The 26,516-nt window shown below is 69.9% G+C and carries 28 protein-coding genes; 14 read left to right on the forward strand and 14 right to left on the reverse strand.

Features of this window, described 5'->3' with window-relative positions; genetic code table 11:
• Positions 1-169, forward strand: a 169-nt coding sequence (locus ACSFBM_RS29880) for an NAD(P)(+) transhydrogenase (Re/Si-specific) subunit beta (RefSeq protein WP_435487755.1), incomplete at its 5' end; no start/stop codon positions are given.
• A gap of 2 nt (positions 170-171) precedes the next feature.
• On the opposite strand, the gene ACSFBM_RS29885 is transcribed toward ACSFBM_RS29880, so the two are convergent.
• Positions 172-774 carry a hemerythrin domain-containing protein gene (locus ACSFBM_RS29885; RefSeq protein ID WP_435487621.1) on the reverse strand — a complete coding sequence of 201 codons (603 nt, stop codon included), beginning with the start codon at positions 772-774 and terminating at the stop codon, positions 172-174.
• A 109-nt stretch (positions 775-883) separates the two neighbouring features.
• On the opposite strand from ACSFBM_RS29885, the gene ACSFBM_RS29890 reads away from it, so the two are divergent.
• The gene (locus ACSFBM_RS29890) at positions 884-1,393 is read left to right on the forward strand and encodes a universal stress protein (protein WP_435487622.1); all 510 of its coding nucleotides are present in this window, start codon (positions 884-886) and stop codon (positions 1,391-1,393) included.
• A 42-nt stretch (positions 1,394-1,435) separates the two neighbouring features.
• On the opposite strand, the gene ACSFBM_RS29895 is transcribed toward ACSFBM_RS29890, so the two are convergent.
• A complete protein-coding gene (locus ACSFBM_RS29895) occupies positions 1,436-2,620 on the reverse strand; it encodes a DesA family fatty acid desaturase (protein ID WP_435487623.1) in 1,185 nt (394 codons plus the stop codon).
• Positions 2,621-2,790: 170 nt separating this feature from the next.
• On the opposite strand from ACSFBM_RS29895, the gene ACSFBM_RS29900 reads away from it, so the two are divergent.
• Together ACSFBM_RS29900 and ACSFBM_RS29905 are read left to right on the forward strand one after the other, a co-directional pair.
• Positions 2,791-3,525 carry a response regulator gene (locus tag ACSFBM_RS29900; protein WP_435487624.1) on the forward strand — a complete coding sequence of 245 codons (735 nt, stop codon included), beginning with the start codon at positions 2,791-2,793 and terminating at the stop codon, positions 3,523-3,525.
• Positions 3,518-5,614: a PAS domain S-box protein gene (locus tag ACSFBM_RS29905; RefSeq protein ID WP_435487625.1), complete on the forward strand. Its 2,097-nt coding sequence runs from the start codon at positions 3,518-3,520 to the stop codon at positions 5,612-5,614. Before ACSFBM_RS29900 ends, ACSFBM_RS29905 begins: the two co-directional genes overlap by 8 nt.
• 4 nt (positions 5,615-5,618) lie before the next feature.
• Here ACSFBM_RS29905 and ACSFBM_RS29910 read toward each other — a convergent pair whose 3' ends face one another.
• Entirely contained in the window at positions 5,619-6,335 is a 717-nt protein-coding gene (locus ACSFBM_RS29910) for a Crp/Fnr family transcriptional regulator (protein ID WP_435487626.1), read from the reverse strand.
• Between the two features lie 232 nt (positions 6,336-6,567).
• Here ACSFBM_RS29910 and ACSFBM_RS29915 point away from each other — a divergent pair, with 232 nt between their 5' ends.
• Complete coding sequence (locus tag ACSFBM_RS29915) at positions 6,568-7,071, forward strand: Rossmann-fold NAD(P)-binding domain-containing protein (protein WP_435487627.1); 504 nt, start codon at positions 6,568-6,570, stop codon at positions 7,069-7,071.
• A 64-nt stretch (positions 7,072-7,135) separates the two neighbouring features.
• On the opposite strand, the gene ACSFBM_RS29920 is transcribed toward ACSFBM_RS29915, so the two are convergent.
• The gene (locus ACSFBM_RS29920) at positions 7,136-7,960 is read right to left on the reverse strand and encodes a universal stress protein (RefSeq protein WP_435487628.1); all 825 of its coding nucleotides are present in this window, start codon (positions 7,958-7,960) and stop codon (positions 7,136-7,138) included.
• A gap of 172 nt (positions 7,961-8,132) precedes the next feature.
• On the opposite strand from ACSFBM_RS29920, the gene ACSFBM_RS29925 reads away from it, so the two are divergent.
• The 5 genes from ACSFBM_RS29925 to ACSFBM_RS29945 all read left to right on the forward strand — a co-directional run bounded on the left by ACSFBM_RS29925 (position 8,133) and on the right by ACSFBM_RS29945 (position 13,304).
• A complete protein-coding gene (locus ACSFBM_RS29925; RefSeq protein ID WP_435487629.1) occupies positions 8,133-9,740 on the forward strand; it encodes an oleate hydratase in 1,608 nt (535 codons plus the stop codon).
• A gap of 27 nt (positions 9,741-9,767) precedes the next feature.
• On the forward strand, positions 9,768-10,055 hold the full coding sequence (locus ACSFBM_RS29930) for a hypothetical protein (protein ID WP_435487630.1): 288 nt from the start codon (positions 9,768-9,770) through the stop codon (positions 10,053-10,055).
• A gap of 39 nt (positions 10,056-10,094) precedes the next feature.
• Positions 10,095-10,433, forward strand: a complete 339-nt coding sequence (locus ACSFBM_RS29935; RefSeq protein ID WP_435487631.1) for a hypothetical protein — start codon at positions 10,095-10,097, stop codon at positions 10,431-10,433.
• Positions 10,434-10,643: 210 nt separating this feature from the next.
• Complete coding sequence (locus ACSFBM_RS29940; RefSeq protein WP_435487632.1) at positions 10,644-12,794, forward strand: putative bifunctional diguanylate cyclase/phosphodiesterase; 2,151 nt, start codon at positions 10,644-10,646, stop codon at positions 12,792-12,794.
• Between the two features lie 66 nt (positions 12,795-12,860).
• Positions 12,861-13,304 carry a universal stress protein gene (locus ACSFBM_RS29945; RefSeq protein WP_435487633.1) on the forward strand — a complete coding sequence of 148 codons (444 nt, stop codon included), beginning with the start codon at positions 12,861-12,863 and terminating at the stop codon, positions 13,302-13,304.
• 46 nt (positions 13,305-13,350) lie between these two features.
• On the opposite strand, the gene ACSFBM_RS29950 is transcribed toward ACSFBM_RS29945, so the two are convergent.
• The 6 genes from ACSFBM_RS29950 to ACSFBM_RS29975 are packed head-to-tail and all read right to left on the reverse strand — an operon-like array spanning position 13,351 to position 18,786.
• Positions 13,351-14,142, reverse strand: a complete 792-nt coding sequence (locus ACSFBM_RS29950; RefSeq protein WP_435439201.1) for an SDR family oxidoreductase — start codon at positions 14,140-14,142, stop codon at positions 13,351-13,353.
• Positions 14,139-14,732 carry a cysteine hydrolase family protein gene (locus ACSFBM_RS29955; RefSeq protein ID WP_435487634.1) on the reverse strand — a complete coding sequence of 198 codons (594 nt, stop codon included), beginning with the start codon at positions 14,730-14,732 and terminating at the stop codon, positions 14,139-14,141. The genes ACSFBM_RS29950 and ACSFBM_RS29955 overlap by 4 nt, the downstream gene beginning before the upstream one ends.
• Positions 14,729-15,223 (reverse strand): aromatic-ring-hydroxylating dioxygenase subunit beta, encoded by a 495-nt coding sequence (locus tag ACSFBM_RS29960; protein WP_435487635.1) that lies wholly within the window; start codon positions 15,221-15,223, stop codon positions 14,729-14,731. Before ACSFBM_RS29960 ends, ACSFBM_RS29955 begins: the two co-directional genes overlap by 4 nt.
• Complete coding sequence (locus tag ACSFBM_RS29965; RefSeq protein ID WP_435487636.1) at positions 15,220-16,536, reverse strand: aromatic ring-hydroxylating dioxygenase subunit alpha; 1,317 nt, start codon at positions 16,534-16,536, stop codon at positions 15,220-15,222. Before ACSFBM_RS29965 ends, ACSFBM_RS29960 begins: the two co-directional genes overlap by 4 nt.
• 25 nt (positions 16,537-16,561) lie before the next feature.
• Positions 16,562-17,527 (reverse strand): PDR/VanB family oxidoreductase, encoded by a 966-nt coding sequence (locus tag ACSFBM_RS29970; RefSeq protein ID WP_435487637.1) that lies wholly within the window; start codon positions 17,525-17,527, stop codon positions 16,562-16,564.
• On the reverse strand, positions 17,524-18,786 hold the full coding sequence (locus ACSFBM_RS29975) for a dienelactone hydrolase family protein (protein WP_435487638.1): 1,263 nt from the start codon (positions 18,784-18,786) through the stop codon (positions 17,524-17,526). Before ACSFBM_RS29975 ends, ACSFBM_RS29970 begins: the two co-directional genes overlap by 4 nt.
• A 189-nt stretch (positions 18,787-18,975) precedes the next feature.
• Here ACSFBM_RS29975 and ACSFBM_RS29980 point away from each other — a divergent pair, with 189 nt between their 5' ends.
• Entirely contained in the window at positions 18,976-20,175 is a 1,200-nt protein-coding gene (locus ACSFBM_RS29980; RefSeq protein ID WP_435487639.1) for an ABC transporter substrate-binding protein, read from the forward strand.
• Positions 20,176-20,212: 37 nt separating this feature from the next.
• On the opposite strand, the gene ACSFBM_RS29985 is transcribed toward ACSFBM_RS29980, so the two are convergent.
• The 4 genes from ACSFBM_RS29985 to ACSFBM_RS30000 all read right to left on the reverse strand — a co-directional run bounded on the left by ACSFBM_RS29985 (position 20,213) and on the right by ACSFBM_RS30000 (position 23,645).
• Positions 20,213-21,238 carry an AraC family transcriptional regulator gene (locus ACSFBM_RS29985; RefSeq protein ID WP_435487640.1) on the reverse strand — a complete coding sequence of 342 codons (1,026 nt, stop codon included), beginning with the start codon at positions 21,236-21,238 and terminating at the stop codon, positions 20,213-20,215.
• A 193-nt stretch (positions 21,239-21,431) separates the two neighbouring features.
• On the reverse strand, positions 21,432-22,412 hold the full coding sequence (locus ACSFBM_RS29990; RefSeq protein ID WP_435439209.1) for a LysR family transcriptional regulator: 981 nt from the start codon (positions 22,410-22,412) through the stop codon (positions 21,432-21,434).
• Positions 22,413-22,522: 110 nt separating this feature from the next.
• Positions 22,523-23,197 carry a DUF1028 domain-containing protein gene (locus ACSFBM_RS29995; protein ID WP_435487641.1) on the reverse strand — a complete coding sequence of 225 codons (675 nt, stop codon included), beginning with the start codon at positions 23,195-23,197 and terminating at the stop codon, positions 22,523-22,525.
• A gap of 28 nt (positions 23,198-23,225) precedes the next feature.
• On the reverse strand, positions 23,226-23,645 hold the full coding sequence (locus ACSFBM_RS30000; RefSeq protein ID WP_435487642.1) for a RidA family protein: 420 nt from the start codon (positions 23,643-23,645) through the stop codon (positions 23,226-23,228).
• Between the two features lie 220 nt (positions 23,646-23,865).
• On the opposite strand from ACSFBM_RS30000, the gene ACSFBM_RS30005 reads away from it, so the two are divergent.
• From ACSFBM_RS30005 to ACSFBM_RS30015, 3 genes are read left to right on the forward strand one after another with little or no spacing between them, the layout of a single operon-like run.
• Entirely contained in the window at positions 23,866-25,002 is a 1,137-nt protein-coding gene (locus ACSFBM_RS30005) for an ABC transporter ATP-binding protein (RefSeq protein WP_435487643.1), read from the forward strand.
• Between the two features lie 34 nt (positions 25,003-25,036).
• Entirely contained in the window at positions 25,037-25,474 is a 438-nt protein-coding gene (locus ACSFBM_RS30010) for a GlcG/HbpS family heme-binding protein (protein ID WP_435487644.1), read from the forward strand.
• 8 nt (positions 25,475-25,482) lie between these two features.
• Positions 25,483-26,505 carry an NAD(P)H-quinone oxidoreductase gene (locus ACSFBM_RS30015; protein WP_435487756.1) on the forward strand — a complete coding sequence of 341 codons (1,023 nt, stop codon included), beginning with the start codon at positions 25,483-25,485 and terminating at the stop codon, positions 26,503-26,505.
• Positions 26,506-26,516 lie beyond the last annotated feature (11 nt).

Below are 26,516 nucleotides of genomic sequence, written 5' to 3' on the forward strand. Positions count from 1 at the left end.
CATGCCCATCCTGGAGGCCTACAAGGCCAAGACCGTCATCGTCAACAAGCGCTCCATGGCCGCAGGTTATGCCGGCCTGGACAACGAACTCTTCTACATGGACAAGACCATGATGGTGTTCGGAGACGCCAAGAAGGTGGTCGAGGACATGGGGAAAGCGATCGAATAGCGTCAGAGCGACGGCCCCAGCCCGATCGGCGCGGGCACGCTGTTCACGATGCGCGTGAACAGCGCGTTGTAGACCAGGTCGGGCACGTGCCCGGTCAGCGGGTCGCGGTTCTGCGCGAAGGCCTCGTCCAGCTCGCGCCAGTCGTCGTCGCTCAGCACACGCTCGGCCAGCGGAAGAATCTCGCGCTCTTCCATGGCCATGTGTTCGAGGTAGAAGTCGACGTACTTCCCCATGGCCGTCTCGAAGGCCTCGCGCCGAGGTTCACCGAGCATCTCGAAGGCCAGCAGCGCGTGCTCGACATGGCGGATGCGGCGCTCGCCCCAGGCGTGGTCGTTGTCGAGCTTGTCCAGCAGGTCGCGCGACATGGGCGTGCGCGCGCGCAGCTTGGGAAACAGCAACTCGGTTTCCTTGCGGTGGTGCCGCTGCTCGGGAAATTCGTCCACGTAGAACAGCATGGCCCGCAGCACCGCGAAGTCGGGCAGGGTTCCCTTGCGGCGGTGCTGCTCGAGCAGCATGACGATGGAGCGCAGCATCGCCGCCAGCGCGGCATGCTCCTGCCGGATGATGCGCACGGTGGCGTGTGTCGCGAGGGGTGTGGCTTGCATGCCGCCAGCATCGCGCCTGGCGGACCGCACGGGCTTGATCGAAATCAATGCCGCGCCACGGCGCGCTCCCGATACTGGCATTCACACCCACTCGCCCCGGAGGCATGCCATGTACCAGCGAATCCTTGTTCCCGTCGACGGCAGTTCGACATCCGCCCGCGGCCTCGCCGAGGCCATCCGTCTGGCCCAGCTCACCGGCGGGCGCCTGCGGCTGGTGCACGTGATCGACGAGCTCTCCTTTGCGCTGGCCATGGACGCCTACGCCGGTTACGCCGGCAACTGGCTCGAAGAGCTGCGCGCCAAGGCCTCCGTGCTGCTGCAGGAAGGCCGTGCGGAGGCCGCCTCGCAAGGCGTGGAAGCGGACGTGGTGCTGTGCGACAGCGTCAGGGGCGCGGTGCACGACCAGGTCATCGCACAAGCCGTGGCCTCGCACGCCGAGCTGATCGTGATCGGCACCCATGGCCGCCGCGGCCTGGGCCGCTTGGTGATGGGCAGCAGCGCGGAGCACATCCTGCGCATGTCGCCCGTGCCGGTGCTGCTGATCCGCGCGCCCGAGGAACCGGCCCGGGCCGAGTCCGAGCACTTCACGCTGCCGGCCGGCGAAGTCGCCAGCCAGTAGTAGACAGCCAGCGGCGAAAGCGCTTCGGGCCCGGCCGCAGGCTCAGGCGTAGGACCGCAGCCGCATCGAGAAGTCGGCCAGCGGTGCGATGCCGCTGTCTTCCGCGCGTTCGCACCAGTCCTGCAGGCGCCGCACGAGCTGGTCACCCGTGGCGCCCGAGCGAGCCCACAGCACCGTGAGTTCGCGCCGCATGGCGTACATGGTCGCCAGCGCATGCGAGGCGCCCAGCGCCGCCAGCATCTGTGCCTGCCGGGACGCGTCGAGCGCCCGCTCGTCGGTGCCCAGCCAGCGCTTCACGCCGCGCAGCGCACGCGCCTCTTGCGGCGACGCTTCGCGCAGCCGGCCGAACTCGCGGGCATAGGCCGTCTTCAGCGAGCGCGTGTAGCTCGACAGCACGTCGTAGTGATGGCGAATGACCGCCTGCACCGTGTCGATGTCGACGACGGGCCGGGGCGCCACCAGCCGCGGCTTCGGCGCCAGGTGCTTGACCTTCGCCAGGCCCAGCGCCTGCAGCGTGCGGATGTAGAGCCAGCCGATGTCGAACTCGTACCACTTGCTCGACAGCTTGGCCGAGGTCGGAAAGGCATGGTGGTTGTTGTGCAGTTCCTCGCCGCCGATCACGATGCCGATGGGAAAGATGTTGGTGCTGGCGTCGGCCGCCGGCCAGTTGCGGTACCCCCAATAGTGGCCGATGCCGTTTACCACGCCGGCCGCCCAGAACGGAATCCACGCGATCTGCGTGAACAGGATCAGCGCGCCCGGCAGCACGCCGAACAGCGCCATGTCGAGCACGCCCATCAGCACGATGCCCATGACCTGGTGGCGGGTGTACAGCCGGCGCTCGATCCAGTCGTCCGGCGTGCCGTGGCCGTAGCGCGCCAGCGTTTCCTTGTTGGCCGCCTCATGCGCGTACAGCGCCACGCCGCCCCACAGCACGCGGTTCAGGCCGTACACCTGGGGGCTGTGCGGGTCTTCGGGCGTCTCGCACTTGGCGTGGTGCTTGCGGTGCACTGCGGCCCACTGCTTGGTGACCATGCCCGTGGTGAGCCACAGCCAGAAGCGGAAGAAATGACTGACCGCCGGATGCAGGTCGAGCGCGCGGTGCGCCTGGTGGCGGTGCAGGAAGATGGTGACCGACGCGATGGTGACGTGCGTGAGCGCCAGCGCGACGAGCACGCAGCCCCACCAGGGAAGATCCAGAACGCCCGAAAAAAACAGTGAATGCATGCGTGCCTCTTGAACGAAGCGGCAATTCTGTGCAGTCGGGCGAGAGAGACCCTTGCGCCAGATCAAGCATGGCGCCGCCGGAAACCGGCGCCGGAAACCTCGCCCTACATAGCGGCTGCTTCCAAGGCATGCGTGCTACGCTCCCCCGGATTCCGGACGCCCCCTCTCGCATGAAACCCGCACCCCACATCGCGGTGCTCGACGACGAAGTCGACATCACGCAGCTCCTGGCCACCTATTTGCAGAGCCACGGCTTTCGTGTGACCCAGCTGCACAACGGCCGCGCCCTCATGGCGCTCATGGCAGCCGACCCGGCCGACCTGGTGCTGCTCGACCTCGGCCTGCCCGGCGAAGACGGTTTTTCCATTGCGCGGCGCATGCGCGAAAACTGGCGCTGCGGCCTGGTCATCGTCACCGGCCGCGGCGACGCGGTCGACAAGGTGGTCGGCCTGGAAGTGGGCGCCGACGACTACGTGACCAAGCCCTTCGACCTGCGCGAACTGGTGGCGCGCGTGAAGGCGGTGCTGCGCCGCACGACGCCCGAAGCGCCGGTCGCGGTCCTTGCATCGCCGCCAGCGGGCGCCGTCGAGCAGCTGCGCTTCGCCGGCTGGCAGCTGGACACCGCCGCGCGCCGCCTCACCGACCCGCAAGGCCGGGACGTGGCACTCACCGGCGGCGAGTTCGGCCTGCTGTGCGCCTTTGCGCGGCACCCCGGACGCGTGCTGTCGCGCGACTTTCTGCTGGAGCAGACCCGCGGGCGCGAAGCCGCGCCCTTCGATCGCACGATCGACGTGCAGGTCGGCAGGCTACGCAAGAAGATCGAGGCCGACGCGGACGAGCCGCAGCTCATCAAGTCGGTGCGCGGCGCGGGCTACATCCTGGTGCCGCCTGTGTCCCATGGCTGACGCGGCGCGCCCCCCATTCCTGCTGTCGCTGCCGTCCGGCATCGAGGAAGGCAGCGTGTTCCGCTCGCTCTTCATCGCCTACCCCGACTCCCTGCTGCTGGTCGATCAGGCCGGGGCCATCATGCTGGCGAATCCCTCGGCCGCCGCGCTGCTGGGCTACGCGGTCGAAGAGCTGATCGGGCTGAACGTCGACGTGCTGGTGCCCGACAGCATCCGCCCGCGCCATGCCTCGTACCGCGAGGCCTACGGCCGCGCGCCGCGCCCGCGCCCCATGGGCACGCACATGGAACTGGTCGCCAAGCGCAAGGACGGCAGCGAGGTCATGGTCGAGATCGCGCTCAGCCCGCTGCAGGACCACGGCCTGCCTTTCGTGGTGGCCGCGATCCGCGACATCGGCGCCTACCCGCGCGTGAAGCAGGCGCTGCAGCGTGCACGCTACAGCGACCACCTGGCGCAGCTGGGCCGGTTGGCGGTGGACACGCGCGACCTGCAGGTGGTGCTCGAGCAGGTGCCGCACATCGCCGCCGCAGGCCTGGAGGTCGAGGTGGCGATGGTGCTGCTGCTGGAAGACAGCGGGCTCGAATTCCGCGTGGCCAGCGGCGTGGGCAACGTGGCGGGCGAGGAAATCGGCGCGCGCATCGCCAACCGGCCCGACACGCCACCGGGCTACGTGCTGTCTCAAGGGCGCCCGGTGGTGATTGCGGACTACCGCAGCGAGCAGCGCTTCGCGGTGCCGCCCGCCTACCTGGCGGCCGGGCTCGTCAGCGCGCTCGCGGTGCCGCTGTCCGACCGTGGCCGGGTGATCGGCATGCTGTCGGTGCGCTCGCGGCAGGCCAAGCGCTTCGGCGACGAGGAGCTGCGGTTCCTGGAGTCGCTGTCCAACCTGCTGGCCACCAGCCTGCAGCGCGTGCGCACCGAAGAAGCGCTGGCCCACGCCCAGCGGCTCGAAAGCGTCGGCCAGCTCACCGGCGGCATCGCACACGACTTCAACAACCTGCTCACCGTGATCATGGGCAACCTGCAGGTGCTCGAGGAGCTGCCCGCGCTGGCGCAGGACACCCATGCGCAGCAGCTGGTGGGGGCGGCCATGCGCGCCAGCCGGCGCGGCGCCGAACTCACCGGCAAGCTGCTGGCCTTCTCGCGCCGGCAGATGCTGCAGCCCGACGTGGTCGACACCCACGCCCTGCTCCATTCGCTGGCCGACATGCTGCGCCGCACGCTGGACCAGCGCATTCACATCGCCATCGACACCGGCCCGGCCTGCCCGCCGGTGCTGGCCGACCCGGTGCAGCTGGAGTCGGCGCTGCTGAACATCGCCATCAACGCGCGCGACGCCATGCCCGAAGGCGGCACGCTGCACTTTCGCTCCGAGGACTGCGGCCTGCTGCCGCTCGCCGTGCGCACGGAGCGCAACGACCCGAACATGCAAGGGCACGGCCGCTTCGTCGCCATTTCCATTTCCGACAGCGGCACCGGCATGGCCGACGACGTGAAGGAGCGCGCCTTCGAGCCCTTCTTCACCACCAAGGAGGCCGGCCGCGGCACCGGCCTGGGCCTGAGCACGGTGTACGGCTTCGTCAAGCAGTCAAAGGGCGCCATCGCCATAGAGAGCCAGCCGGGTGCGGGCACCACGGTCACGCTCTACCTGCCGCAGCTGGAACGCGGCAGCCGCGCCGCGCCGCCGGCCACGGAAGAAGAGCGCGCCGATGCATCCGTTCCCCCCGGCCTGCGGGTGATGCTGGTCGAAGACGACGCCGAGGTGCGCAAGGTGGCGCACACCTTCCTGGTCACGCTGGGTTGCAAGGTGGCATCGGCGGCCAACGGTGAAGAGGCCCTGTCGGTCATGCAGAACGCCGCCGCCCCCTTCGACCTGCTGCTGAGCGACATCGCGCTCGGCGCCGGCATGCGCGGCACGCAGCTCGCCACCGAGGCGCAGCAGCTCTTTCCGCGCTTGGCGATCCTGCTGATGTCGGGCTTCTCGTCGGAGCTGCTGGAGGCCGACCGCGACATGCCACCCAGCTGGGAACTGCTGCCCAAGCCCTACACGCGCGGCGAACTCGCGCGCGCCATCGCGCGGCTGCTGGCCTGAGGCCTCACTGCAGCATGGCGGGCGCCGGAACCGCCACCGGTGCCAGGCAGCGCTGCACGAAGGCCGACAGCGCCCCTACGTCGGGAATCTGCACGTCGCGCCGGCCCTTCTCGGCAAAGCCGATGACCTTGTCGCGCGCCAGCCGCGACAGCGCCCGGCTCACCGTCTCCAGCGTCATGCCGAGGTAGTTGCCGATTTCGGCGCGCGTCATGCGCAGCGTGATCTGGTCGGTGCGCATGCCGCGCTCGGCCAGCGACTCGGCCCAGTAGCGCAAAAAGTCGGCCACCCGTGCGTCGGCCGGCAGCGTGCACACCGACATCAGCGAGTCGCGGTCGCTTGCAATCTCGCGGCTCATGGCGGCGTGCAGCACCTGCAGCAGGTCGGGGTGCGTCCGGCTGGCCGCGATCAGCGCGTCGTAGGAAACCACCCAGACCTCGCCGGTGTCCATGGCCACCGCGTCGCAGCCGTAGCAGCCGCCGGCAATGCCTTCGAAGCCGAGCCAGTCGCCGCGGAACTTCAGCCCCACCACCTGCTCGCGGCCGTCGGCCGTGAGGTTCACGATCTTGTAGAAGCCGGAGTTCAGGATGTACAGGTGCTCGAAGCGCTCCCCCGCCTGGTAGACCACGTCGCCGGTGTGCACCAGACGGCGCTCCGGCTGCAGCTGCGCGGCCAGGCGCTTGAGCGTTTCGGTGGTGTTCTCGGTGGCGGTGGAATCAAGCATCTGGAACTCCTTGGGCGCAACGGGGGTGTCGCGTGTCGATGGACCGATGCTAGGAAGCGCACGGCAACGCAGCGACAACGCTGCGCATCGGCGGGTAACGCTCGGTGAATGCCCTGTGTCCGGCATGTGTCCGGCGTGTATCAACGGCGGCGCGACACGCGGCCCTTGACGCGCATCAAGGGCCGCGCGCGGCGGCGAACTAGCCTTGGCGGCGTCACACACTTGTCGCACCATGCTCTTGCCATCCGAACCCACCGATCTGCGCACCTCGAATGTTCCTCCGCCGCAGGATACGGCCGAACTGCTCAGGCTGGCGCTGCGCCTGCGCCACCTTGCGCGCACGAATGCCCTGCCGCTGCTGCTGCGCGGCATGAACATCGGGCTGCTGCGCGCCGCCGCGGTGGTGGACGACCCGGCGCCGCTGCTGCGCGCCGCCGGCGAACTGGGCGCGCACGTGGCCACGGTGCGCTGGAACCTGTCGGGCGCCGGCAACCCGCGCGAGGTGCAGCACACCGGCCGCACGCTCGGGCGGCTGTACGACGCGGTGGTCTGCCAGGGCATGCCGGCGGCGCTGGTGCGGCAGATCGGCCAGGCCGCCGGCATTCCCGTGTACGACGACATCGCCTGCGACGCGCACCCCTCGGCGCGCCTGGCGGACGGCCTCGGCGAAGAGGCCGCCCCGGGCGACAACCGCCGCTTCATGCTGCAGGCCCTGCTGGTGGAAGGGCTGACCTGACGCTGCCGCTGCCGCCCCGATCCGTGGTGCGGCCAGACGTGCAGCCAGCCGTGCGGCCCGCCGTTCAGTGCGACATCAGCACCGGCAGCGTCATCGACTGCAGGATCGACAGCGTGGCGCCGCCCATCACCCACTCGCGCGCGCGGCTGTGGCCGTAGCAGCCCATCACCAGCAGGTCGGCGCCGAGGTCCGCGGACAGGGAGAGCAGCCGGTTGCCCACGTCGCCCTCGTCCTTGTCGCCGAAGTGCAGCGTCGGCTCGACGACGCCCTGGGCGCGCAGGTAGTCGCGCAGCCCTTGCAACGCAAGCTCGGCCTCGCCGCCGTAAGACACCGCATGCACGCGCGACGCGGTGTGCAGCCACGGCAGCGCCGCCGTCACCGCGCGCGCCGATTCGCGGGTTTCCTTCCAGGCCAGCAGCACCGTGTGGCCGATGGGGGCCACCGGGCCCACGCAGGGCAGCACCAGCGCGGGCCGGCCGCTGTCGACCAGCACGCTGGTGAGGAAGTCGGCAGGCAGCTCGGCGTCGAGCGGGTCGTTGCGGTCGCGCTGGCCCATCACCAGCAGGTCAGCGTAGAGCGCGCGCCGGGCGAAGCCCCAGGGCGCATCGGGCATCGGCTCCAGCCAGTGCATGCGCCGCGAGCCCGCGCTCTGGGCAGCGAAGGCCGCATGCATGCGGTCGCGCGCTTCCTTGTCGAGCGACTGCATGATGGCCACCGCCTCGGCCGCGCCTTCCAGCGCGAACGGATAGCGCATGAGGGACGACAGCGTGCACGGCTGCGCCGTGACCTGCGCGTCGAAGGTCTCCGCCAGCTGGCGCGCGAGCCGGATGCGCTCCACCGCCCGCGCCGAGCTGTCGAGGTGAAGCAGGATGGATCTGGGGGTCTGCATGGAAAAGCTCCTTGGGGAACGTGAGGCAAGGCCGGGAAGGCGGGGGCCGATGGCACCACCTTAGGCCGCGCCCTCGCCGCGTGGCTTGCGCTGCATCAAGCCCGTGACGCGCCCGCGTCCGTACGCTCGGGCGACACAGCGCTTGCGCCACCGCTTTCCCGAGGAACACCCCATGCCCCCTTTCACCCAGGCCACCATCGTCGGCAGCGGCATCGGGGCGCTGAGCGCGGCCGTGCTGCTGATTCGCGACGGCGGCATGCACGGCTCACGCATCCGCATCCTGGAGGAGTCGCCGCTGCCCGGCGGCGCGCTCGACGGCGCGGGCGACGCGAAGCAGGGCTACGTGACGCGCGGCGGGCGCATGTTCACCGACGAGACCTACACCTGCCTGTGGAACGTGCTCGACAGCATCCCGTCGCTGAACACCCCCGCGCGCACGGTGCACGAGGAGGTGCGCGACTTCAACCGGCAGGTGCACTCCGACGCGAACGCGCGGCTGATCGACCGGCACCACCGCATCCTGGACGCCAGCGACCTCGGCTTCGACCTGCAGGACCGGCTGGAACTGATGCGCCTGCTGGCCATGCCCGAGCGCGTGCTGGGCACCCGGCGCATCGAGGAGTGGTTCTCCCCGCACTTCCTGGACACCAACTTCTGGGCCATGTGGCGCACCACCTTCGCGTTCCAGAACTGGCACAGCGCGGTCGAGCTCAAGCGCTACATGCTGCGCTTCCTGCAGGAGCTGCCGCGCATCCACACCCTGGGCGGCGTGCGCCGCACCGAGCTCAACCAGTACGACACCATCGTGCGGCCGATGGTGCGCTGGCTGCGCGCGCACGGCGTGCTGTTCGAGTTCGGCACGCGCGTGGTCGATGCGGACTTTGCCAAAACCGACACCCACGACACCCACGACAGCGCGGACAGCGGCCTGCGGTTGCAGACGCTGCACTGCATGCGCGACGGCAGGCCGCTGTCGTACCAGCTGGGGCCGCAGGAGTGCGCACTGCTCACGCTCGGCTCCATGACTGCCGACTCGCGCAACGGCACCGACCACCAGGCGCCCGAGCTCGTGCGGGTGCCGCACGACGGCGCCTGGACGCTGTGGAAGAACCTGGCGCGCAAGGCCCCGGGCCTGGGCCGGCCCGAGGCCTTCTGCGGCAACGTGGACGAGAGCAAGTGGGAGTCTTTCACGCTCACGCTGCGCAGCCCGTTGCTGCTGCAGCGCATCCAGGCCTTCTCGGGCAACGCGCCCGGCACGGGCGGCCTGATGACCTTCAAGGATTCGAGCTGGCTGATGTCGATCGTGGTGCCGCACCCGCCGCACTTCGACGCGCAGCCCGAGGGCGTGTTCACGCTGTGGGGCTACGGCCTGCTGCTGGAAACGCGGGGCAACTTCATCGACCGCACGATGGCGCAGGCCACGGGGCAGGAAATACTGACCGAGCTCATCCACCACCTGGGCTTCGAGGACATCCTGGACGAGGTGCGGCGCACCACCACCGTGGTGCCGGTGATGATGCCGTACATCACCAGCGAGTTCGAATGCCGCGCCCCGACGGACCGGCCAGCCGTCATTCCGCACGGCGCGAAGAACTTCGCGCTGCTGGGCCAGTACGTGGAGATTGCGGAGGACGTGGTCTTCACCGTCGAGTACTCGGTGCGCGGCGCCATGCATGGCGTGTACGGTCTCATGGGCGTGGACAAGGAAGTGCAGCCCATCTACCACGGCATCGCCGACCCGAAGGTCGCGCTGGCCAGCCTGCGCACGCTGATGGGCTGAAGCGGTGATTTGGCAGGGAGCGCAACGATGTGCATGAATCTCTTGCGGACGCTGGCCGAGGCGCCGCCGCCTTGCACGGTGTGCGAGCCGGCGAGCATCGACCGGTTGCGGGTGCTGCAGGCCGCGGGTCTGGTCGAGGCCCGGATTCCGTGGCCTGGCGACGAGGTCCGGTTGCAGGTGCAGGATGCGGCCGCCGTGACGGCGATCACGGCGCGCGGGTGGAAGGCCGTTCGCAGCCCTGTCGTCGACGAGGCACTGCCGCCGAACTGGCTCGGTCTCGGCCTGAAGCCGCCAAAAGACCCAGAACTGCCTTGACAGGCAAGTGACCCGGCGAAGCGCGGCTACCATCGCGCGATGCTGAACTCAGGCTCAACGGATCCCTCTGTCTCCTTCGACCGCGTTTCAGCCGGCATGTTCGTGAGCGGCATCATCCTGCCGATCGTCGCAAAGGCTGTTGCCCCCGGCCTCTGGTCGAACACCCTCTGCGTCGTCGCCCTGCTGTGCTGGTTCGTGTTGCCGCTGTGGTATCCCTATCGCGCGATCAGGACGGGTGTCATCGGTGCCCGGTACGGGGTCTTCAGAAAGAAGGAACCGTTCCGGTTCTGGGTGGGGCTCGCAACCTACGAGGTGCTTCTTCTTGTTCTGAGCATCGTGATGGCGCTGGCTGTGTATGCCGGGTTCATGAAGGACTAGGCGCCGCAGCTGTTGGCCAGAATCGACAACCGTCAGTCGAACGGCGCAATCTCCCCTGCTACAGTGCGCCGAAGGCTCTCGATGCGGATCGGCTTTCGCCGGCGATTGCAGAACTCATCGCACCGATGCACTCAGCGTTGCCCCTCGGTACTTCTGATCCCAGGCGCCGGTGCCGCCTTGCCGAGGCGATCCGCCTTCCGCGATGGCGGCATGACTGAGCACCCCGCGCAATGGCGGCTGCCGCGTGTGGCCCGCATCGCGGGCACCGCCATCGGCAGCAGCATCAGCCTCTGGGTCCTGCTCGGTTACGCACTGGATGTGCCGGGCATGTGGCGCCCGGTCGCCAACCTGCCTGCCACCCACCCCTACACGGCGCTCTGCCTGCTGCTGCTCACGATCGCGCTGATGCCCGGAAAGACTACCGGGCTTCCCCGAACGGTCGCTCGAGTCGCCGTGGTGGCCGCCCTGTGCCTCGTATCGATCAGGTTGCTGGCCCCCCTGACGGGCGACCCGCTCTTCAGCGCGTTGACACCATTTCGCGGCAGGCTCGAAGCGCATCGGCAGGCCACGGGCAACCACATCACGATGCCGCTGAATGTCGCCTGGACGTTGTTGCTGCTGTGCCTTGGCGAAATTGCGCGGCGCATGCGGCAGCCGTTGGCATCGCAGCTCCTGGCTGCGGCTTCACTGACGGTGCTCTTCGTGGCCCTTGTCGGCTACCTCGGCGGGCTGCTGGTCTTCCAGGGCGCGATGGCGCCCTTGACCGTGGCGGGCACCGCATCGCTGGCGCTGGCGCTTCTGCTGGCGACCTCGCGCCGGTCTTTCATGCAGGCCCTGACCGCAGGCTCCGAGCCGGGCCGCCTGGCGCGCCGCCTGCTCGGCAGCACCACGCTGCTGCTGGCACTGGGGGTCTGGCTCATGTCGAGGTGGCTCGGCCATCCGGGCATTCAGCTGCCGCCGGACGGCGTGCTGCTGGTCTATCAGGGCGCATTCATCATCGCGTTGATCTGGGCCGTGGTCACCATCGTCACCGTGCGCGCCCATGGCGTGGATCGGCTGCGCGGCATTGCCGAACGCCTGACGCGGCGAGCGGCCGACCACGACGCCCTGACGGGGCTGCTCACCCGCAACAAGATGATGGACCTGCGCCGAAGCGGGCCGGCGGCCGCTGGCCCGGGTGCGAGCGAGGTGCTGATCGACCTGGACGGTTTCCGGGCGGTCAACGAAGCCTTCGGCCATGAAGAGGGCGACCGCGTGCTGGTCGAAGTGGCGACGCGGCTGCGTGCCGCGGCGAATGGCGCGCCGGTGGGCCGCATCGGCGGCGATGAATTCGCCATCTATTGCGCGGACCTGAGCCCCGGGGAGGCCGAGCAACTGGGCGACGCGGTCAGCCGCTCGCTGGCCCGGCCTTACGAGGTGCGCGGACGAAGCTTCAGGCTGGTGGCAAGCGTGGGTACCGCGCATGCGCAGAAAGCCGCCGGCGCCAACCTGGCGCAGGCGGCCGACCAGGCCATGTACGTCGCCAAGGCCCGCGGCGGCAACCAGGCCGTGGCGTTCGCGAAAGCCATGCACGACACGCGACAGCAGGAGGTCGAGCTCGAGCAGGACCTCCACCAGGCCTTGGCCAGGGACGATGAACTCTGGCTGTCGTTCCAGCCCGTGGTGGGCGTGGCCGACCGAAGGATCATGGCCGTGGAGTCGTTGGCAAGGTGGCGTCACCCGCGGCTTGGCGCCGTCCCGCCCGACCGGTTCATTCCGCTGGCTGAACGCAAGGGGTTGATCGCCGCGCTGGGGCGCAAGCTGCTCGGCCTGGCGGTCGACCAGGCGGCGGCCTGGGAGCGAGCAGCGCCCGGCCAATGGCCGGTGATCAACCTGAACGTGTCACCCGCCCAGTTCGCCGCCGGCGATGTGGTGGCCGACCTGCTGGCGCTCCTGGCCCGGCAGGATCTGCCGGCCGGCCGCTTCTGCATCGAGGTGACCGAGGGCGTGTTCGCCGACGCGCACGCGGTCGCCGCGCTGGAGCGGGCACGACAGCACGGATTCAAGGTGGCAATGGACGACTTCGGCGTGGGCTACTCGACGCTGTCGCAGCTGCCGCGCATGCCCCTGACGTCGGTGAAGCTGGACCGCAGCTTCATCGTCAATGCCGGCGAGAGCGCGGGCGACGCCGCGGTGTTCCGGTCCATCGTTCAGCTCGCGCACGCGCTGGGGCTGCTGGTGGTCGCCGAGGGCGTGGAGACGCAGGAACAGTTCGACCTGACCGCCAGTTGCGGTTGCGACGGCGTGCAGGGTTACTTCATCGCGCGCCCGATGGCGCCGCCGGACTTCGACCGATGGCGAACTGACGCTGCCACTGCTTGATCTGGCGCAACGCGCCACGCCCACGGGCTGCCTAAGCTGGCACCTCACACCCCGAAAGGCGCTTTCATGTTCAAGCACATCCTCGTCGCCACCGATGGCTCCACGCTCTCGAAGAAGGCGGTCAAGGCCGCGGTTGCGCTGGCGGCCGGCAACGGCGCCGAGCTGGTGGCGCTGACCGTGGTGCCGCGCTACCCGCAGAGCTACCTGGAGGGCGCGATGACCTTCTCGCCCGACGACATCGGCCGCGTCGAGAAGCAATGGGCCGACAAGGCGCAGGCGATGCTCGACGCCGTGCGCGAGCGCGCACAGGCCAGCGGCGTGCAGGTGAAGACCGCGCGCATCAGCTCCGACCTGGTGGCCGAATCGATCATCGCGGCCGCGAAGAAGCACGGCAGCGACCTGATCGTGATGGCCTCGCACGGGCGCAAGGGCCTCAAGCGCCTGCTGCTGGGCAGCGAGACGCAGCATGTGCTGACGCACTCGGCACTGCCGGTGCTGGTGCTGCGTTAACGCACTGGCGCACTGGCGCACCGACAAGCCGGTGCGTCCCCGCGCCTCAGTCCGGCAGCGCCTCGAACCAGTCCCGCGCCGAGTGCCCCTGGTCAGGCCCCAGCATCGAGAAGCCGCCGTCGACCGGAATGTCCGCCCCGGTCACGAAGCGTGCCGCGTCCGAGCACAGAAACAGCACCACCTGCGCCACGTCGTCGCCGTCGCCCACGCGGCCCAGCGGGTGCATCGGCGCGCCGACGCGGTCGGCCAGCGCGCGGTCGGCACCGGCCATGCGCGACAGGGCGTCCGACCAGGTCCACCCCGGCGACACCGAGTTCACCCGCACGCCGCGCGGCGCCAGGCTGGCGGCCTGGTTGCGCGTGAGCTGCAGGATGGCCGCCTTGGCCGCCGGATAGAGCGCTCTGCCCGCCGTGCCGAACTTGCCGCCCACGCTGCCCATGTTCACGATGGCGCCACGCTGCGCCGCCAGCGCATCGGCGGTCTTCTGCACCAGCATCGCGCCGGAGACCAGGTTGACGTTCAGCGCGCTCAGCCACTCGCCGCGCGCGGCGGCCAGCCCGGCGTCGCCATAGACCACCGCGTTGTTGACCAGGAAATCGATGCGCCCCTCCACCCGCAGCACGTCGGCCACCAGCGCGTCGAGCGCGTCGTCGCTGGCGATGTCGCATGCCACGAAGCGGCAGCGCGGCCCCAGTTCGGCGGCCAGCGCTTGGCCGCGCGGCACGTCGATGTCCACCGCCAGCACGCGCGCGCCGGCCTGCACCAACGCGCGAACGATGGCGCTGCCGAGCATGGCGGCCGCGCCGGTGACGACGGCGACCTTGTCTTGCAACTTCATGGCGGGCCCTTCATTTGAGTGACCGCATCATCCACGCGAATCACCTGCGCCAGCATCGCCAGGGTTTCCAGGCTGGCCGCATGCAGATGCGCCTGCGCGGTGCTGCAGGCGTCGGCCACCACCGCCACGTCGTAGCCCAGGTCGCTCGCATGGCGCGCGCCGTGCTCGACCACATGGTTGGTCGCGATGCCCGCCACGTACAGCCGGCCCGCCCCGGTGGCGCGCACCGCCTCCTCGAGCCCGCTGGCCCAGAAGGGGTTGTTGCGCTTGTGGGTGACCACGGCTTCGCCCGCAAGCGGCGCCAGCTCGGCGTAGAACTCGGCGCCCCAGCTGCCGTCCTGCACGGCACCGGTCTCGGCCACGCGGCGAAACAGCGTGCAGTTGCGCAGGCAGTCCGCATAGCCCGGCGCGAAGGCGATGCGCACGAAGATCACCGGCACCCCGTTCGCCCGTGCGGCCGCGATCAGGCGCGCGGCCGAGGCGATGAGCCGCGGGCGCGCCGGGTCGTCGGCGGCCACGCCCACGCGCACCTTGCCGTCGACGTGCAGCACGTCGTTCTGGTAGTGCATGGCCAGCAGCGCGGCCTTCACATGAACACCTGCAAGGCTTCGTGCGGTGCGTCGCAATTGACGAGGTCGATGCGCTTGGTCTGGATGCGAAAACCGCCCCCGGCCTTTTCCGCCTTGCGCAAGGTGTGCAGCACGCTGCCGCCGAACACACGCTGCTCGGTCTTGCGCCACTCCAGCAGCATGAAGGTCGAGCGCACCGTGCAGCCTGCTTCGTCGCGCGATTCGAGCGCGATGTTGCCGACCACGTGCACGGTGCGCGTCACGGGCTGCTGCGAATAGGCGCGGGCCTGCTCGAGCCGGCGTGCGCGCATGGAGCGCAGCAGCGCGTCTTCGCAGAACAGCGAGGCATGGTTGAGGTGGTCGGTCTGGCCGTGCACCAGCGGCACCCAGTACAGCCCGTCGGGCGTGAAGAGCTTCTGCCATTCGTCCCAGCGGTGCTCGTCGAGCAGGCGCGCCTCGTGGTGCAAGAACTGCGTGACGTCCTGCTGCTCTTGCCAGTCGATGAAGTTCATGACTTGTCTCCGGCCGGGGCATCCGCGCCGGCACCCATGTACGAAGCCCAGGCCGCGAACATGTTGCGCGAGGGCATCTCGCTGTTGCCGTTGGAGGCGCGCCCGCCCGGCAGCGGCTGGTCGCGCCCGGCCGCGCGGTGCATGCTGACCCAGTCGCCGCCGTCCGAACCCAGGCCTTCCTGCACGCGGTTGTAGGCCTCCAGGTCGTCGGGCATCACGTTGGACGAGGGCGAATTGACGATGTTGGTGTACTTCAGCGTGCGCTGGAAGGTGGCCTCCGGCGCGCCCTTCAGGCGGAAGCTGAAGATCTCGACCAGCGTGCGGTCCACCGACAGCGGCCGTATCACCCGGATCTGCTGGAACGAGGTGTGCGGCGAACAGCTCGGGTAGACGATGGTGTTGTGCCGGTTCACGCGCAGGATTTCTTCGGCGCGCTGTGCGCCGTGCGCGGCCTCCAGCGAGGCCACGTAGGCCAGGCTCACCGGATCGGTCGGCGGCACGAAGATGCCTTCCATGAAGCCGTGGCCGTTGTCGTAGCCCTTCAGCTCCAGCTTCTCCCAGAAGTCCAGCGGCTCGCCGTTGCCGTCGACGATCACCACCTCGAAGGGCTTGGGCGTGCCCGCCGGCATGGCCTCGTACTCCTCCTTGGCCGCGCGCCACGACGATTCGTGCGTGGCCACCGCATGGATGGTGTCGTGCAGGTTCTCGAAGAAGATCTTCCAGTTGTTGCGCTGAATCACGCGCTGCACGCCGCCGGCCACCTCCACCTCGCCCTCGGGTGCGCGGTCGCAGAAGTTGTCGAGCGAGGTGGCCACGCCGCCCAGGAAGTCTTTCAGCTCGGGGCCTTCGGCCGCGAGGCTCGCGAACACGAAGCCGCGGTGCGTCGCCACGCGCGCCACCTTGCGCACGCCGTACTGCGGGTCTTTCAGGTCGAGCGCGGTGTCTTCGTAGCCGCTGCGCAGCGGCACCGAGAGCAGGCTGCCATCGCACTTGAAGGTCCAGCCGTGGTACAGGCAGCGCAAGAACTTGCCCGCGCTGCCGCTGCCGTCGGGCACGATCTTGGCGCCCTTGTGCGGGCAGCGGTTGAACAGCACGTGCACGGCGCCGTCGGTGTGCCGCAGCATCACCACGGGCTCGCGACCCAGCCGGGTGGTGAAGTAGTCGCCGGGCTTGGGCACCTGGCTCTCGTGGCCGACGTAGAGCCAGGCCTGGCCGAAGACGCGGTCCATCTCCAGCTCGAAGATGGCGGGGTCGGTGTAGACGCGCTTGTGCACGCGGTCGGGTTGCACGAGCGTGCTCGGATCGATGGTCATGGGTGGGTCTCCTGAAGCCTTGTCGTCAGATGTCGAGCACCAGGTGCGCCGTCTTCGCGCGCGACACGCAGGTGCAAAGGGTCTTGCCGCTCGCTTTTTCGCGAGCGCTGAGGTTGTGGTCGCGGTGGTCGGGCACGCCCTCCACCACGTCGACGGCGCACACGCCGCAGTCGCCCTGGCGGCAGTCGTACAGCGGGTCGAGCCCCGCGGCGATGAGCACGTCGAGCAGGCTGCGCTCGGGCGGCACGGTCAGCGTCTTGCCAGAGCGCAGGGTGCGCACCTCGAAGGCCGCATCGCCGGCCTGTTCGAGCGCGCCCGCGAAGAGCTCGAAGTGCACGTGGTCGCCGGGCCAGCCGAGGGTGCGGGCAGTGTCCACCACGGACTGCACCAGGCCGCGCGGGCCGCACACGTGCAGGTGGCGCCCGGGGGCAGACGCGGCCAGCAGCGTGCGCAGGTCGAGCCCGCGCGCAGGGTCGCCGCCGTCGTGCACCAGCGTGCCGCCGAGCGCGCGCACCTCGTCCAGATAGGCCGTGGTGTCTTCGCTGCGCGTGGCGTAGAAAAAGTCGAAGGGCCGGTTTTGGGCCGCGAGCGACCGCGCCATGCACAGCAGCGGCGTGATGCCGATGCCGCCCGCGATCAGCAGCGGCGGCGCGCTGCCCGCGTGCAGCGCGAAGTCGTTGCGTGGCGGGTGGGCGGCCAGCACCGCGCCCGCAGCCAGCCCGTGCATCCAGGCCGAGCCGCCCGCCCCCTGCGGTTCGTGCAGCACGGCGATCTCGTAGCCCTGTGAGCCGTCGTGCGGTTTCACCAGCGAATACGCGCGCTGCCCGGTTCGCCCGTTGGGCTGCATCACCTGCACACCCAGGTGCGCACCCGGCGCGAACGGCGGCAGGGGCGCACCGTTCGCGCTGCGCAGCACGAAGGCCTTGATGGCCGGCGTGAGCGGCGTGACCGAGGCGACGACCAGTTCCAGCATGTACGGAGCGCCCGTCATCCCAGCGGCATCGCCGGGTCGGCGATGGTCAGCGCAGTCGATTTCGCCCAGCGCGGCATCAGCGTATTCGACGGCAGCGTCTCGTCCACCAGCTTGCGCGCGGTCTCCACGCCGACCACGGGCAGGCCCTTGGCGTCGAGCAGGCCGATCTGCACCAGCACGCTGGCCTGGTCCCAGTAGATGTGTTCGTGAAACAGCTTGTCGCCGCGAAACTTCACGATGGCCACCAGCGGAATCTCCACCGCCTTGCCGGTGGGTGCGATGCCCGGGAGCATCCAGTCGATCTCCACCGTGTGGGTGAAGCAGAACAGCATTTCGTCGACGATCTGCGTCGCGCCCACGGTGCGCGAGATGGGCGTGAGCCGCGTGTCCGGCGGCGTGGTCGGAATGAAGTGGTGCTTGTAGAAGCGCGACAGCTCCTTCGCGCCCACGCCGCCGGTCATGGTCGGAATGTGGTTGACGTAGGGCTCGCTCACCATCGTGGCCATGGTGGCGACCACGTCGCGCGTGGCGAACTCGTACTCGCAGTGCTTGTCCCACAGCGCCGACAGGTCGTAGACCGGGCCGATCGCTTCCTTGAACAGCGCCATGGAGCGCTGGTGCGCCATGAGCGTGGAAGGCTTGTCGAAATGGTCGCCGCCGGTGCGCGCGAAGGCATGGTCGACGCCGGGGTACACGTACATCTGCGCGCCGGGCTTGCCGGCAAAGGCCTCGAGCACCTGGGCACGCGCCTCGGGCGGGCAGAACTGGTCGAGCTCCGCGAAGTGCAAGGCGATCGGGCATTCGATCTTCGGTAGCAGGTCGAGCGCACCCTCGATGCCCACGCCGTAGTAGCCCACCGCCGCATCCACGCCCGAATGCGCCGCCGCCAGGAAGGCCAGCTTGCCGCCCAGGCAGAAGCCCAGCGCGCCGACCTTGCCGGTGCAGGCCGGGTGCGCACGCAGCGCCTGCACGCTGGCCGTGACGTCGGCAATGCCGGCGTCGACGTCGAACTTCTGGAAGAAGCCGAAGGCGCGCTGCCAGTCTTCGGGCGAATAGCCCAGGTCGACCTCGGGCTCCATGCGCCAGAACAGGTCGGGGGCGAGCACCACGTAGCCTTCCTGCGCGTAGAGGTCGGCCACCTCGCGCACGTAGTCGTTGATGCCGAAGATCTCCTGGCACAGCACGATGCCGGGGCCGCGCCCCGAGGCGGGCAAGGCCAGGTAGCCGCGGAAAGTCTGCGAGCCGTCTCCGGCCGGAATGTCGACGTAGTTGCTCATCGTGGTGTCTCTGGAGTGGTGGGGTTCGGCGGCGATTCTGTGGATCGCCCGCCCCCGCTGTCTGTCCATTTCGTGCAGCCACCCTCGCTGCACGAAACGGATAGCGGCGTGCCGCGGCGGCCCACAGACTGCGGCCTGCATCGCACCCCACGTTCAACGAATTTCCCTACCGAGGAGCTTGTAATCACCATGTCGCAGGAATTCCCCAGAACCGCCCTGTGCGCGCTCGCCGTCATGGCTTGCGCGCTGGCATTGCCCACGCTGGCCCAGGCCCAGGCACAGACCGTGAAGGTCGGCCTCGCCATGGATCTCTCGGGTCCGTTCGCGGTCGGCGGCGCCGAGGCCAAGGCCGGCTTCGCCGTGGCGATGAAGCAGCTGGGCGGCAAGCTCGGCGGCGTGCCGGTCGAGTACGTGGAGGCCGACACCGCCGGCAACCCCGAAACCGCGCGCCAGGCGGTCGACCGCATGCTGATGCGCGACAAGATCGACCTGTTCACCGGCCCGGTCGGCTCATCGGTGGCGCTGGCGGTGGGCCCGCCGCTCTTCGCGGCCAAGGTGCCCTACCTGTCGAGCAACACGGGCCCGAGCGACTACTCGGGGGCGCGCTGCAACGCCTACTTCTTCGGCGCTTCCTACCCCAACGACGCGTACCACGAGGCGGCCGGCAAGTTCGCCTCCGACAAGGCGTTCAAGAAGGTGGCGCTCATTGCGCCCAGCTACCCCGGCGGCAAGGATGCCATCACCGGCTTCAAGCGCACCTTCAAGGGCACGGTGGGCGACGAGCTCTACACCAAGCTGGGCCAGCTCGACTACTCGGCGGAGCTGGCGCAGATTCGCGCGTCCAAGCCCGATGCGCTCTACTTCTTCCTGCCCGGCGCCATGGGCGTGAGCTTCATCAAGCAGTTCGTGGGCGCGGGGCTGTCGAAGGACGTGGCGCTGATCTCCACCGCTTTCTCGGCCGACGAGGACATGATTCCCGCGGTCGGCGAGCCGATGCTCGGCCTGTTCAACACGGCGCACTGGTCCTTCGACCTCGACAACCCGGCCAACCAGCGCTTCGTGGCGGCCTTTCGCGAGCAGAACAACGGACGCAACCCCTCGTTCTACGCGGGCCAGGCCTACGACGTGCTGATGGCCATGGACGCGGCGGTGCGCGACGTGGGCGGCAAGGTGGCCGACCGCCCCGCGCTGCTGAAGGCGATCAAGGCGGCCAACTACAAGTCGGTGCGCGGCGACTTCCGCTACGGCGCGAACAACTTCCCCATCCAGAACTACTACCTGCGCGTGATCGGCAAGGACGCCAGCGGGCGAATCTCCAACAAGGTGATCGGCACCGTGCTGCAGAACTACCAGGACACATCGGCCGCGCAGTGCCGGATGAAGTCCTGAGCGCTTCAGCTCCGGTTGCGCGCCGGGCGCTGCGCAGTCAGTGCCTGGCGACCGGTGTGCGCGCGGCACCCGACGAGGTGTCGCGCGGCAGCTGCCCGAAGCGCTCGCGGTAGCAGGCGGCAAAGCGGCTCAGGTGCGAGAAGCCGCAGTTGAGCGCCACCTCGGTCACGCTGGCGCCGTCGTTGCGCGCCAGCAGCGCGTGCGCGGCGTCCAGCCGCATGTTGCGCAGCACCTCGCCGGGCGACAGCTCGCGGTAGCGCCTGAACAGCAGCGCCAGGCCGCGGCGCGTCAGGCCCGCGGCCTGCGCCACGTCTTGGAGCGCGACCGGCGTGTCGAGCCGCTCGCGCATGAACTCCTCGGCCCGGCGCAGTTGCCGCAGGCCGGCTTCTTCGGAGCCGCGCCGCACGGCGGCGTGCCGCTGCAGCACCGAGTTCGGCCGGTGGCACAGCAGGTAGAGCATCAGGTTGTCTTCGCAATGCGCGAGCCACCGGGGGTCGTAGGCCTCGAAGTCGCTCGAAGGCAGCAGCGACGCCAGGCCCGCCACCATGCGGCACCACTGCGTGCCGGCGGCGTCGTCCAGGCGAAAGGGCATCTCGAAATCGATCTCGCCCACGGCGTCGGTGCCGCGCAAGGCGAAGGCATGGCGCGCCACCTCCTGCAGCCGGCTGAGCTCGATCTTCAGCATCAGCTGTTCGCAGTCGGCATGCCAGCGCAGCCGCACCGGCTTGTGCGCGGAAATGACCGCGCCCTGGCCGGGATGGATCTGCAGCGTCTGCCCGCCGGTGTGGATGTCGGCATGGCCGCGCAGCGGCATCTGCACCAGCACGAAGTTGCCGAGCGCATCGGGCTCGATGTCGACGTCGCAGCCGTAGCGCAGGATGCACAACGACAGTGCGCTCAGCTCGGCGCGGCAGAAGATGGCGTCGACGTCGCCGCGCCCCCACACGCTGCGGTGCGGCTTGAGCTCGCGGGACACGCGCGCATGGGTCTCGTCCGCCTCGCGCGAGCGGAAGACCTCGCGTCCGTACAAGGGGGAAAGCTGCTGGCTCGACCATGCGTCCATGGACACTCCTGCGGATCAAGGTGGGGGAAGCGACTCTGGGGTCGATGCCGGAATCTACGTCCGTGCGCCGCCCGCCGCCATGGGGGTTGCCCGGGCGGCAAGGCCCCTGCCGCAAGAAGCTTGCCCGCGCCGGCGCAACCGTGGATGCATCCGCCCTGCATGCACGCGGTGAAGCACGGTGCAAGGCTGCCCTTCAGGGCGAATCGGCTGGCGTTGCGCAACCGATGGCGCGCGGATCGAAGGCGCGCGCCGCCGCCATGCCGGGGATGTACTGGTTCGAAACGAAGGTGCGGCAGCGCTGCGCGAAGGCGGTGGTCAGCCGCGACGGCTTCACCGCCTTGGCCATGGCGAGCCCGAGCTGCATCGCGCGGTGCTCGCCCGCCAGCCGCACGCGCACCAGGCGCCTGCCGTCGAGCGAGAGGTTGGAGCGCGGGCGCACGTTGAACAGCGCATAGCCCACGTGGCTGCTGACCAGCGAGCGCACCACCTCCAGGCTGCTGGAGCGCGCCCTGATGTCGGGCGTGAGCCCGGCACTGGAGAACAGCGCCAGGAAGTAGTCGCGGCTGTAGGGCATGTCGAGCAGCACCATCGGATGGTCGGTGAGCTCCTCCAGCGTGATGGCCGAACGGTCGGCCAGCGGATGCAGCTCGCCCACCAGCACGTGCGGCGGCAGCTGCGCGAGCGGCTCGAAGTCGATGTCGGCGGTGATCTGCAGGTCGTAGGTCAGCGCAATGTCGAGGTCGTTGTTGCGCAGCTGTTCGAGCAGGTCTTCCTGGTTGCCCTCGAACTGGCTGATGCGCACGCCCGGGAACGCATGGGCGAAGCCGTGCACCAGCTCCGGCACGAGCATGGGCGCCAGCGCCTCGAAGCAGCCCACGCGCAGCGGCCCGCGAATCTCGTTGGCCGACTCCGACGCGGCGGTGTAGAGGTTGGCCACCTGCTCCAGGATGCGCTTGGCCTCCTTCATCACCTGCGTGCCGATGGCGGTGAGCTTCAGCCCCTGCGCATGGTGGCGAATGAACAGCTGCACGCCCAGCTCGCCCTCCACGTGCGAGACGGCGGCCGAGATCGACGGCGACGACACATGGATGCGGTCGGACGCCGCGATGATGCTGCCCGCCTCCGCGGTGGCGACGACATATTCGAGCTGACGCAGGGTGATACGGCTGAGCATGGGGGCAATCGGAAGGCCACCGGGCGGTGGCGGGTGCAGGGGCCTTCAGACGGGCAAGAAGCGGGCCACTTTGGTGCATTGCCGCGCATTTCCTTCGCGCGGCGCTGTCCTCACAGGTCGCCCGGCACGCCGTAGCTCGGCGCGGCGCGCGGGTCGCGCGCCCGCGCCACATAGGCGTCGATCTGCGGCGCGTACACCTGCCAGGCCCCGTAGAGCGCGCCCACCGGGTCGTGCGCGAGCCAGTCCAGGCGCAGGTCGACCACCGGCCAGGCCAGCGTGTCGACCACCAGCAGGCCGGCCGAATGCACCGGGCCCGCTTCGCCGCCCGCGGCCTGGCCGGCCAGCATGGCCTGCATCAGCCGCTCGCCGAGGTGGCCGCCCGTGCGCTCGAAGGCGTCGAGCATCGCCTGCGGCACGCCGGTGTTCGCGAGCAGGTTGCCCGCGCAGGCCGCGTCGGCGCCGCGCACTTCGGCGATGGTGCCCAGCGCGGCGCTGCCGGTGTGGATGGCGGGAGGCGCCGCGCCGTCGATCAGCAGCAGCTGGCGATATTCGATGAACGGCGCCGAGCCGACGATCACGTCGCGCGCCTGTTCCGGCGTGGCGCCGCGCGCCATCAGTTCCAGCGCGCGCGGGCCCAGCGCCGGATCGGTCACGTTCTGGCTGGCGGCCGCGCCCACACCGGCCATGGCACGGATGCAGCGCGCGGCCACGGCGGGCGACGACGAGGCCACGGCGGCGCCGAAGCGTCCGGTGTCGCGGCAGCGGGCAACGATGGAGAAGGTCATGGAGCGCGGCCTGTGGGAACGGGGGCGTTCAAGCCTCGCCCGGGATGACGGCGGTGGCGTCGATCTCCACCAGCCACTCGGGCCGCGCCAGCGCCGACACCACGATGCCGGTGGACACCGGGTACACGCCCTTGAGCCAGCGGCCCGTGGTGCGGTACACCGCCTCGCGGTAGCGCGGGTCGGTGAGGTAGATGGTGACCTTGCAGATGTGCGCCAGCTCGCCGCCGGCCTCGCGCAGCAGCATGTCGATGTTCTTCATGGCCTGCTCGGCCTGCGCTTCGGCGTCGCCGATGCCCACGCTCTCGGAGGTGTCGAGGTCCTGGCCGATCTGGCCGCGCAGGAACACGGTGCGCCCGCTGGCCACCACGGCCTGGCACAGGTCGTTGTCGAGTTTCTGCTCGGGGTAGGTGTCGCGGGTGTTGAAGGGGCGGATGCGGGTGTGGACCATGGCGGCGGTGTCTTGTGGGCTGTGAAGGCGCTGGGAAGTCAGGGCTGCCATGGTCGCGAAAAAGCCGCTGTCGATCCATTCGGCTTTTCCGCGCGCATGGATCGGAATTGCCTATGCAGCCGCAAGGCGCGCGCGCCGTATTCTGAAAAAGCGGTACCGGTGCCGCGCCCGCCCCCTGCCCTCGGCCTTCCCCTTGACCCACAGCACCCGCCCCTTGCCCATGCCCGATCCGATTGCCCCCGACGCCGATTCGCCCGCCTCCCCGCCTCCGGTGGCCGTCAGCATCGAGGGCGTGGCCAAGCGCTTCGGCGCCAGCGTCGCGCTGCACGAAGTCTCGCTGCGCGTGCGCCAGGGCGAGTTCCTCACGCTGCTGGGCCCCTCGGGCTGCGGCAAGACCACGCTGCTGAACCTGATTGCGGGCTTCGTGCAGCCCGACAGCGGCGAGATCTTCATCGACGGCCAGCTCATCACGCCCACGCCGCCGCACCAGCGCGAGATCGGCATCGTGTTCCAGAACTACGCGCTGTTCCCGCACATGACGGTGTCGCGCAACATCGGCTACGGCCTGCGCATGCGCGGCATCGCAAAAGACGAGATCGCACGGCGCGTGGACCAGGCGCTGGCGCTGGTCAAGCTCGACAAGTTCGGCGAGCGCCGCCCGCGCGAACTCTCCGGCGGCCAGCAGCAGCGCGTGGCGCTGGCGCGTGCGCTGGTCATCGGGCCGCGCGTGCTGCTGCTCGACGAGCCCTTCTCCGCGCTCGACAAGAACCTGCGCGGCGCCATGCAGGCCGAGGTGCTGGAAATCCAGCGCAAGCTGGGCGTGACCACCGTCTTCGTCACGCACGACCAGGGCGAGGCGCTGTCGATGTCCGACCGCATCGCGGTGATGTCGCAGGGCCACATCCGCCAGATCGACACGCCCGACGCCATCTACCGCCGGCCCGCCGACCCGTTCGTGGCCTCGTTCGTGGGCGACGTGAACGTGCTGCCGGCGCGCTGCATCTCGCGCACCGGCGACCGCCTGCTGGTGGGCCTGGGCAACGGCACGCTCGACCTGCCGGGCGCCGGCCTGGACGGCACCGAGCCCGGTGCGCTGCTCGACCTGTACGTGCGGCCCGAGTCGATCCGCCTGCAGCCGGTGGACGAAGCCACGGTGCTCACCGGCACCGTGGTGCAGCAGATCTTCCAGGGCGACCACGTGAACACCTACGTCGACGTGCCGGCCGCCGGCGCGCGGCGCCTGCTGGTGCGCGCGCAGGGGCTGGAGGCGTTGCAACGCTGGCCCGTGGGCGCCGTCGCCGGCATCGCGCTGCCCGCCCAGGACGTGCAGGCTTTCGCGCCCGCGACAGCGGCCTGAACCCATCCCTTCACCGAACCGGAAACGAACCCTCTTGTCTGCCTGGACCCTTCCTTCGCAACGCCTGAGCCACGCGGGCGCGCTCGCCGCCCTGGCCGGCGCCGTCGCGCATGCCGAACGCATCGGCGTGCCCCAGAACATCGCCGTGGTCGACGACGGCGGCAACCTGCTCGCCTTCGTGCGCATGAGCGGCGCCAAGCTGCTGTCGCGCGAGACCTGCATTTCCAAGGCCGTCACGGCCGCATCGCACCGGCAGCCGACCGCGCGGCTCGACCCCGCGCTCGAAGTCAAGCTGGCCCTTGCCACCGTGGCCGCCGGCGGGCGCCTCACCAACCTCGAAGGCGGCCTGCCGATCCTGTTCGGCGGTGTGTGCGTGGGCGGCATCGGCGTGGGCTCGGGCACCGGCACGCAGGACATCGCCGTGGCCCGCGCGGCGCTGGCGGCATTGGGTGCCGACGAGGTGCCGGAATGAACCCGGTGATGATGGCCATCGTGGCCGACCGCCCTGGCGGCCCCGAGGTGCTCAACGCCGTGCGCCGCCCGGTGCCGCGCCCCGGCCCCGGCGAACTGCTGCTGCAGATGCACGCGGCCGGCGTGAACCGGCCCGACCTCGTGCAGCGCAGCGGCGCGGCCACGCCGCCCGCGGGCGCCACCGACATCCTCGGCCTGGAAGCGGCCGGCACGGTGGTCGACATCGGCGAGAACGTGGCCGGCTGGCGCATGGGCGAGCGCGTGATGGCGCTGCTCAACGGCGGCGGCTACGCCGAGTACTGCCTGGCGCGCGCCGACGTGTGCCTGCCCGTGCCCGAACCGCTCTCGTGGACCGAGGCCGGCGCGCTGCCCGAGGGCGCCTTCACCGTGTGGCACAACCTGTTCGAGCGCGGCGCGCTGCGCCCCGGCGACACGGTGCTGGTGCACGGCGGCGCGAGCGGCATCGGCACGCTGGCCGTGCAGCTGGCGGCCGCCACCGGTGCACGCGCCATCGCCACCGCCGGCAGCATCGCCAAGCTCGACGCGCTGCGCACCCTGGGCGCCACGCACGCCATCAACTACAGGACCGACGACTTCGTGGCCGCCGCATTGCAGGCCACCGACGGCCGCGGCGTGGACGTGGTGCTCGACATTGCCGGCGGCGACACCCTGCAGCGCAACCTGGTCGCGCTCGCGCCGGGCGGGCGCCATGTGAGCCTGTCGTTCATGAACGGCCCGCAGGTGCAGATCGACCTGCGCACCGTGATGCAGAAGGGCCTGGTGCTCACCTCGTCCACGCTGCGCCCGATGCCGCCCGAAGAGAAGGCCCGCATCGCCCGCGCGGTGCGCCGCCATGTGCTGCCGCTGGTGGCCGCGGGGCGCGTGCGCCCGTTCATCCACGCGGAACGCTGCCTCACGCAGGCGGCCGATGCGCACGCCATCCTCGAGGCCGGCGCCAACATCGGCAAGGTGGTGCTGCGCCGCCCCGACACCGCACCACCCTCGCCCAATGGCAGCAACTCCCGCCACTGACACCCCGCGTC

Origin of the sequence: Variovorax pasteuri (assembly GCF_051216435.1) — a bacterium.
Taxonomy (GTDB): domain Bacteria; phylum Pseudomonadota; class Gammaproteobacteria; order Burkholderiales; family Burkholderiaceae_C; genus Variovorax.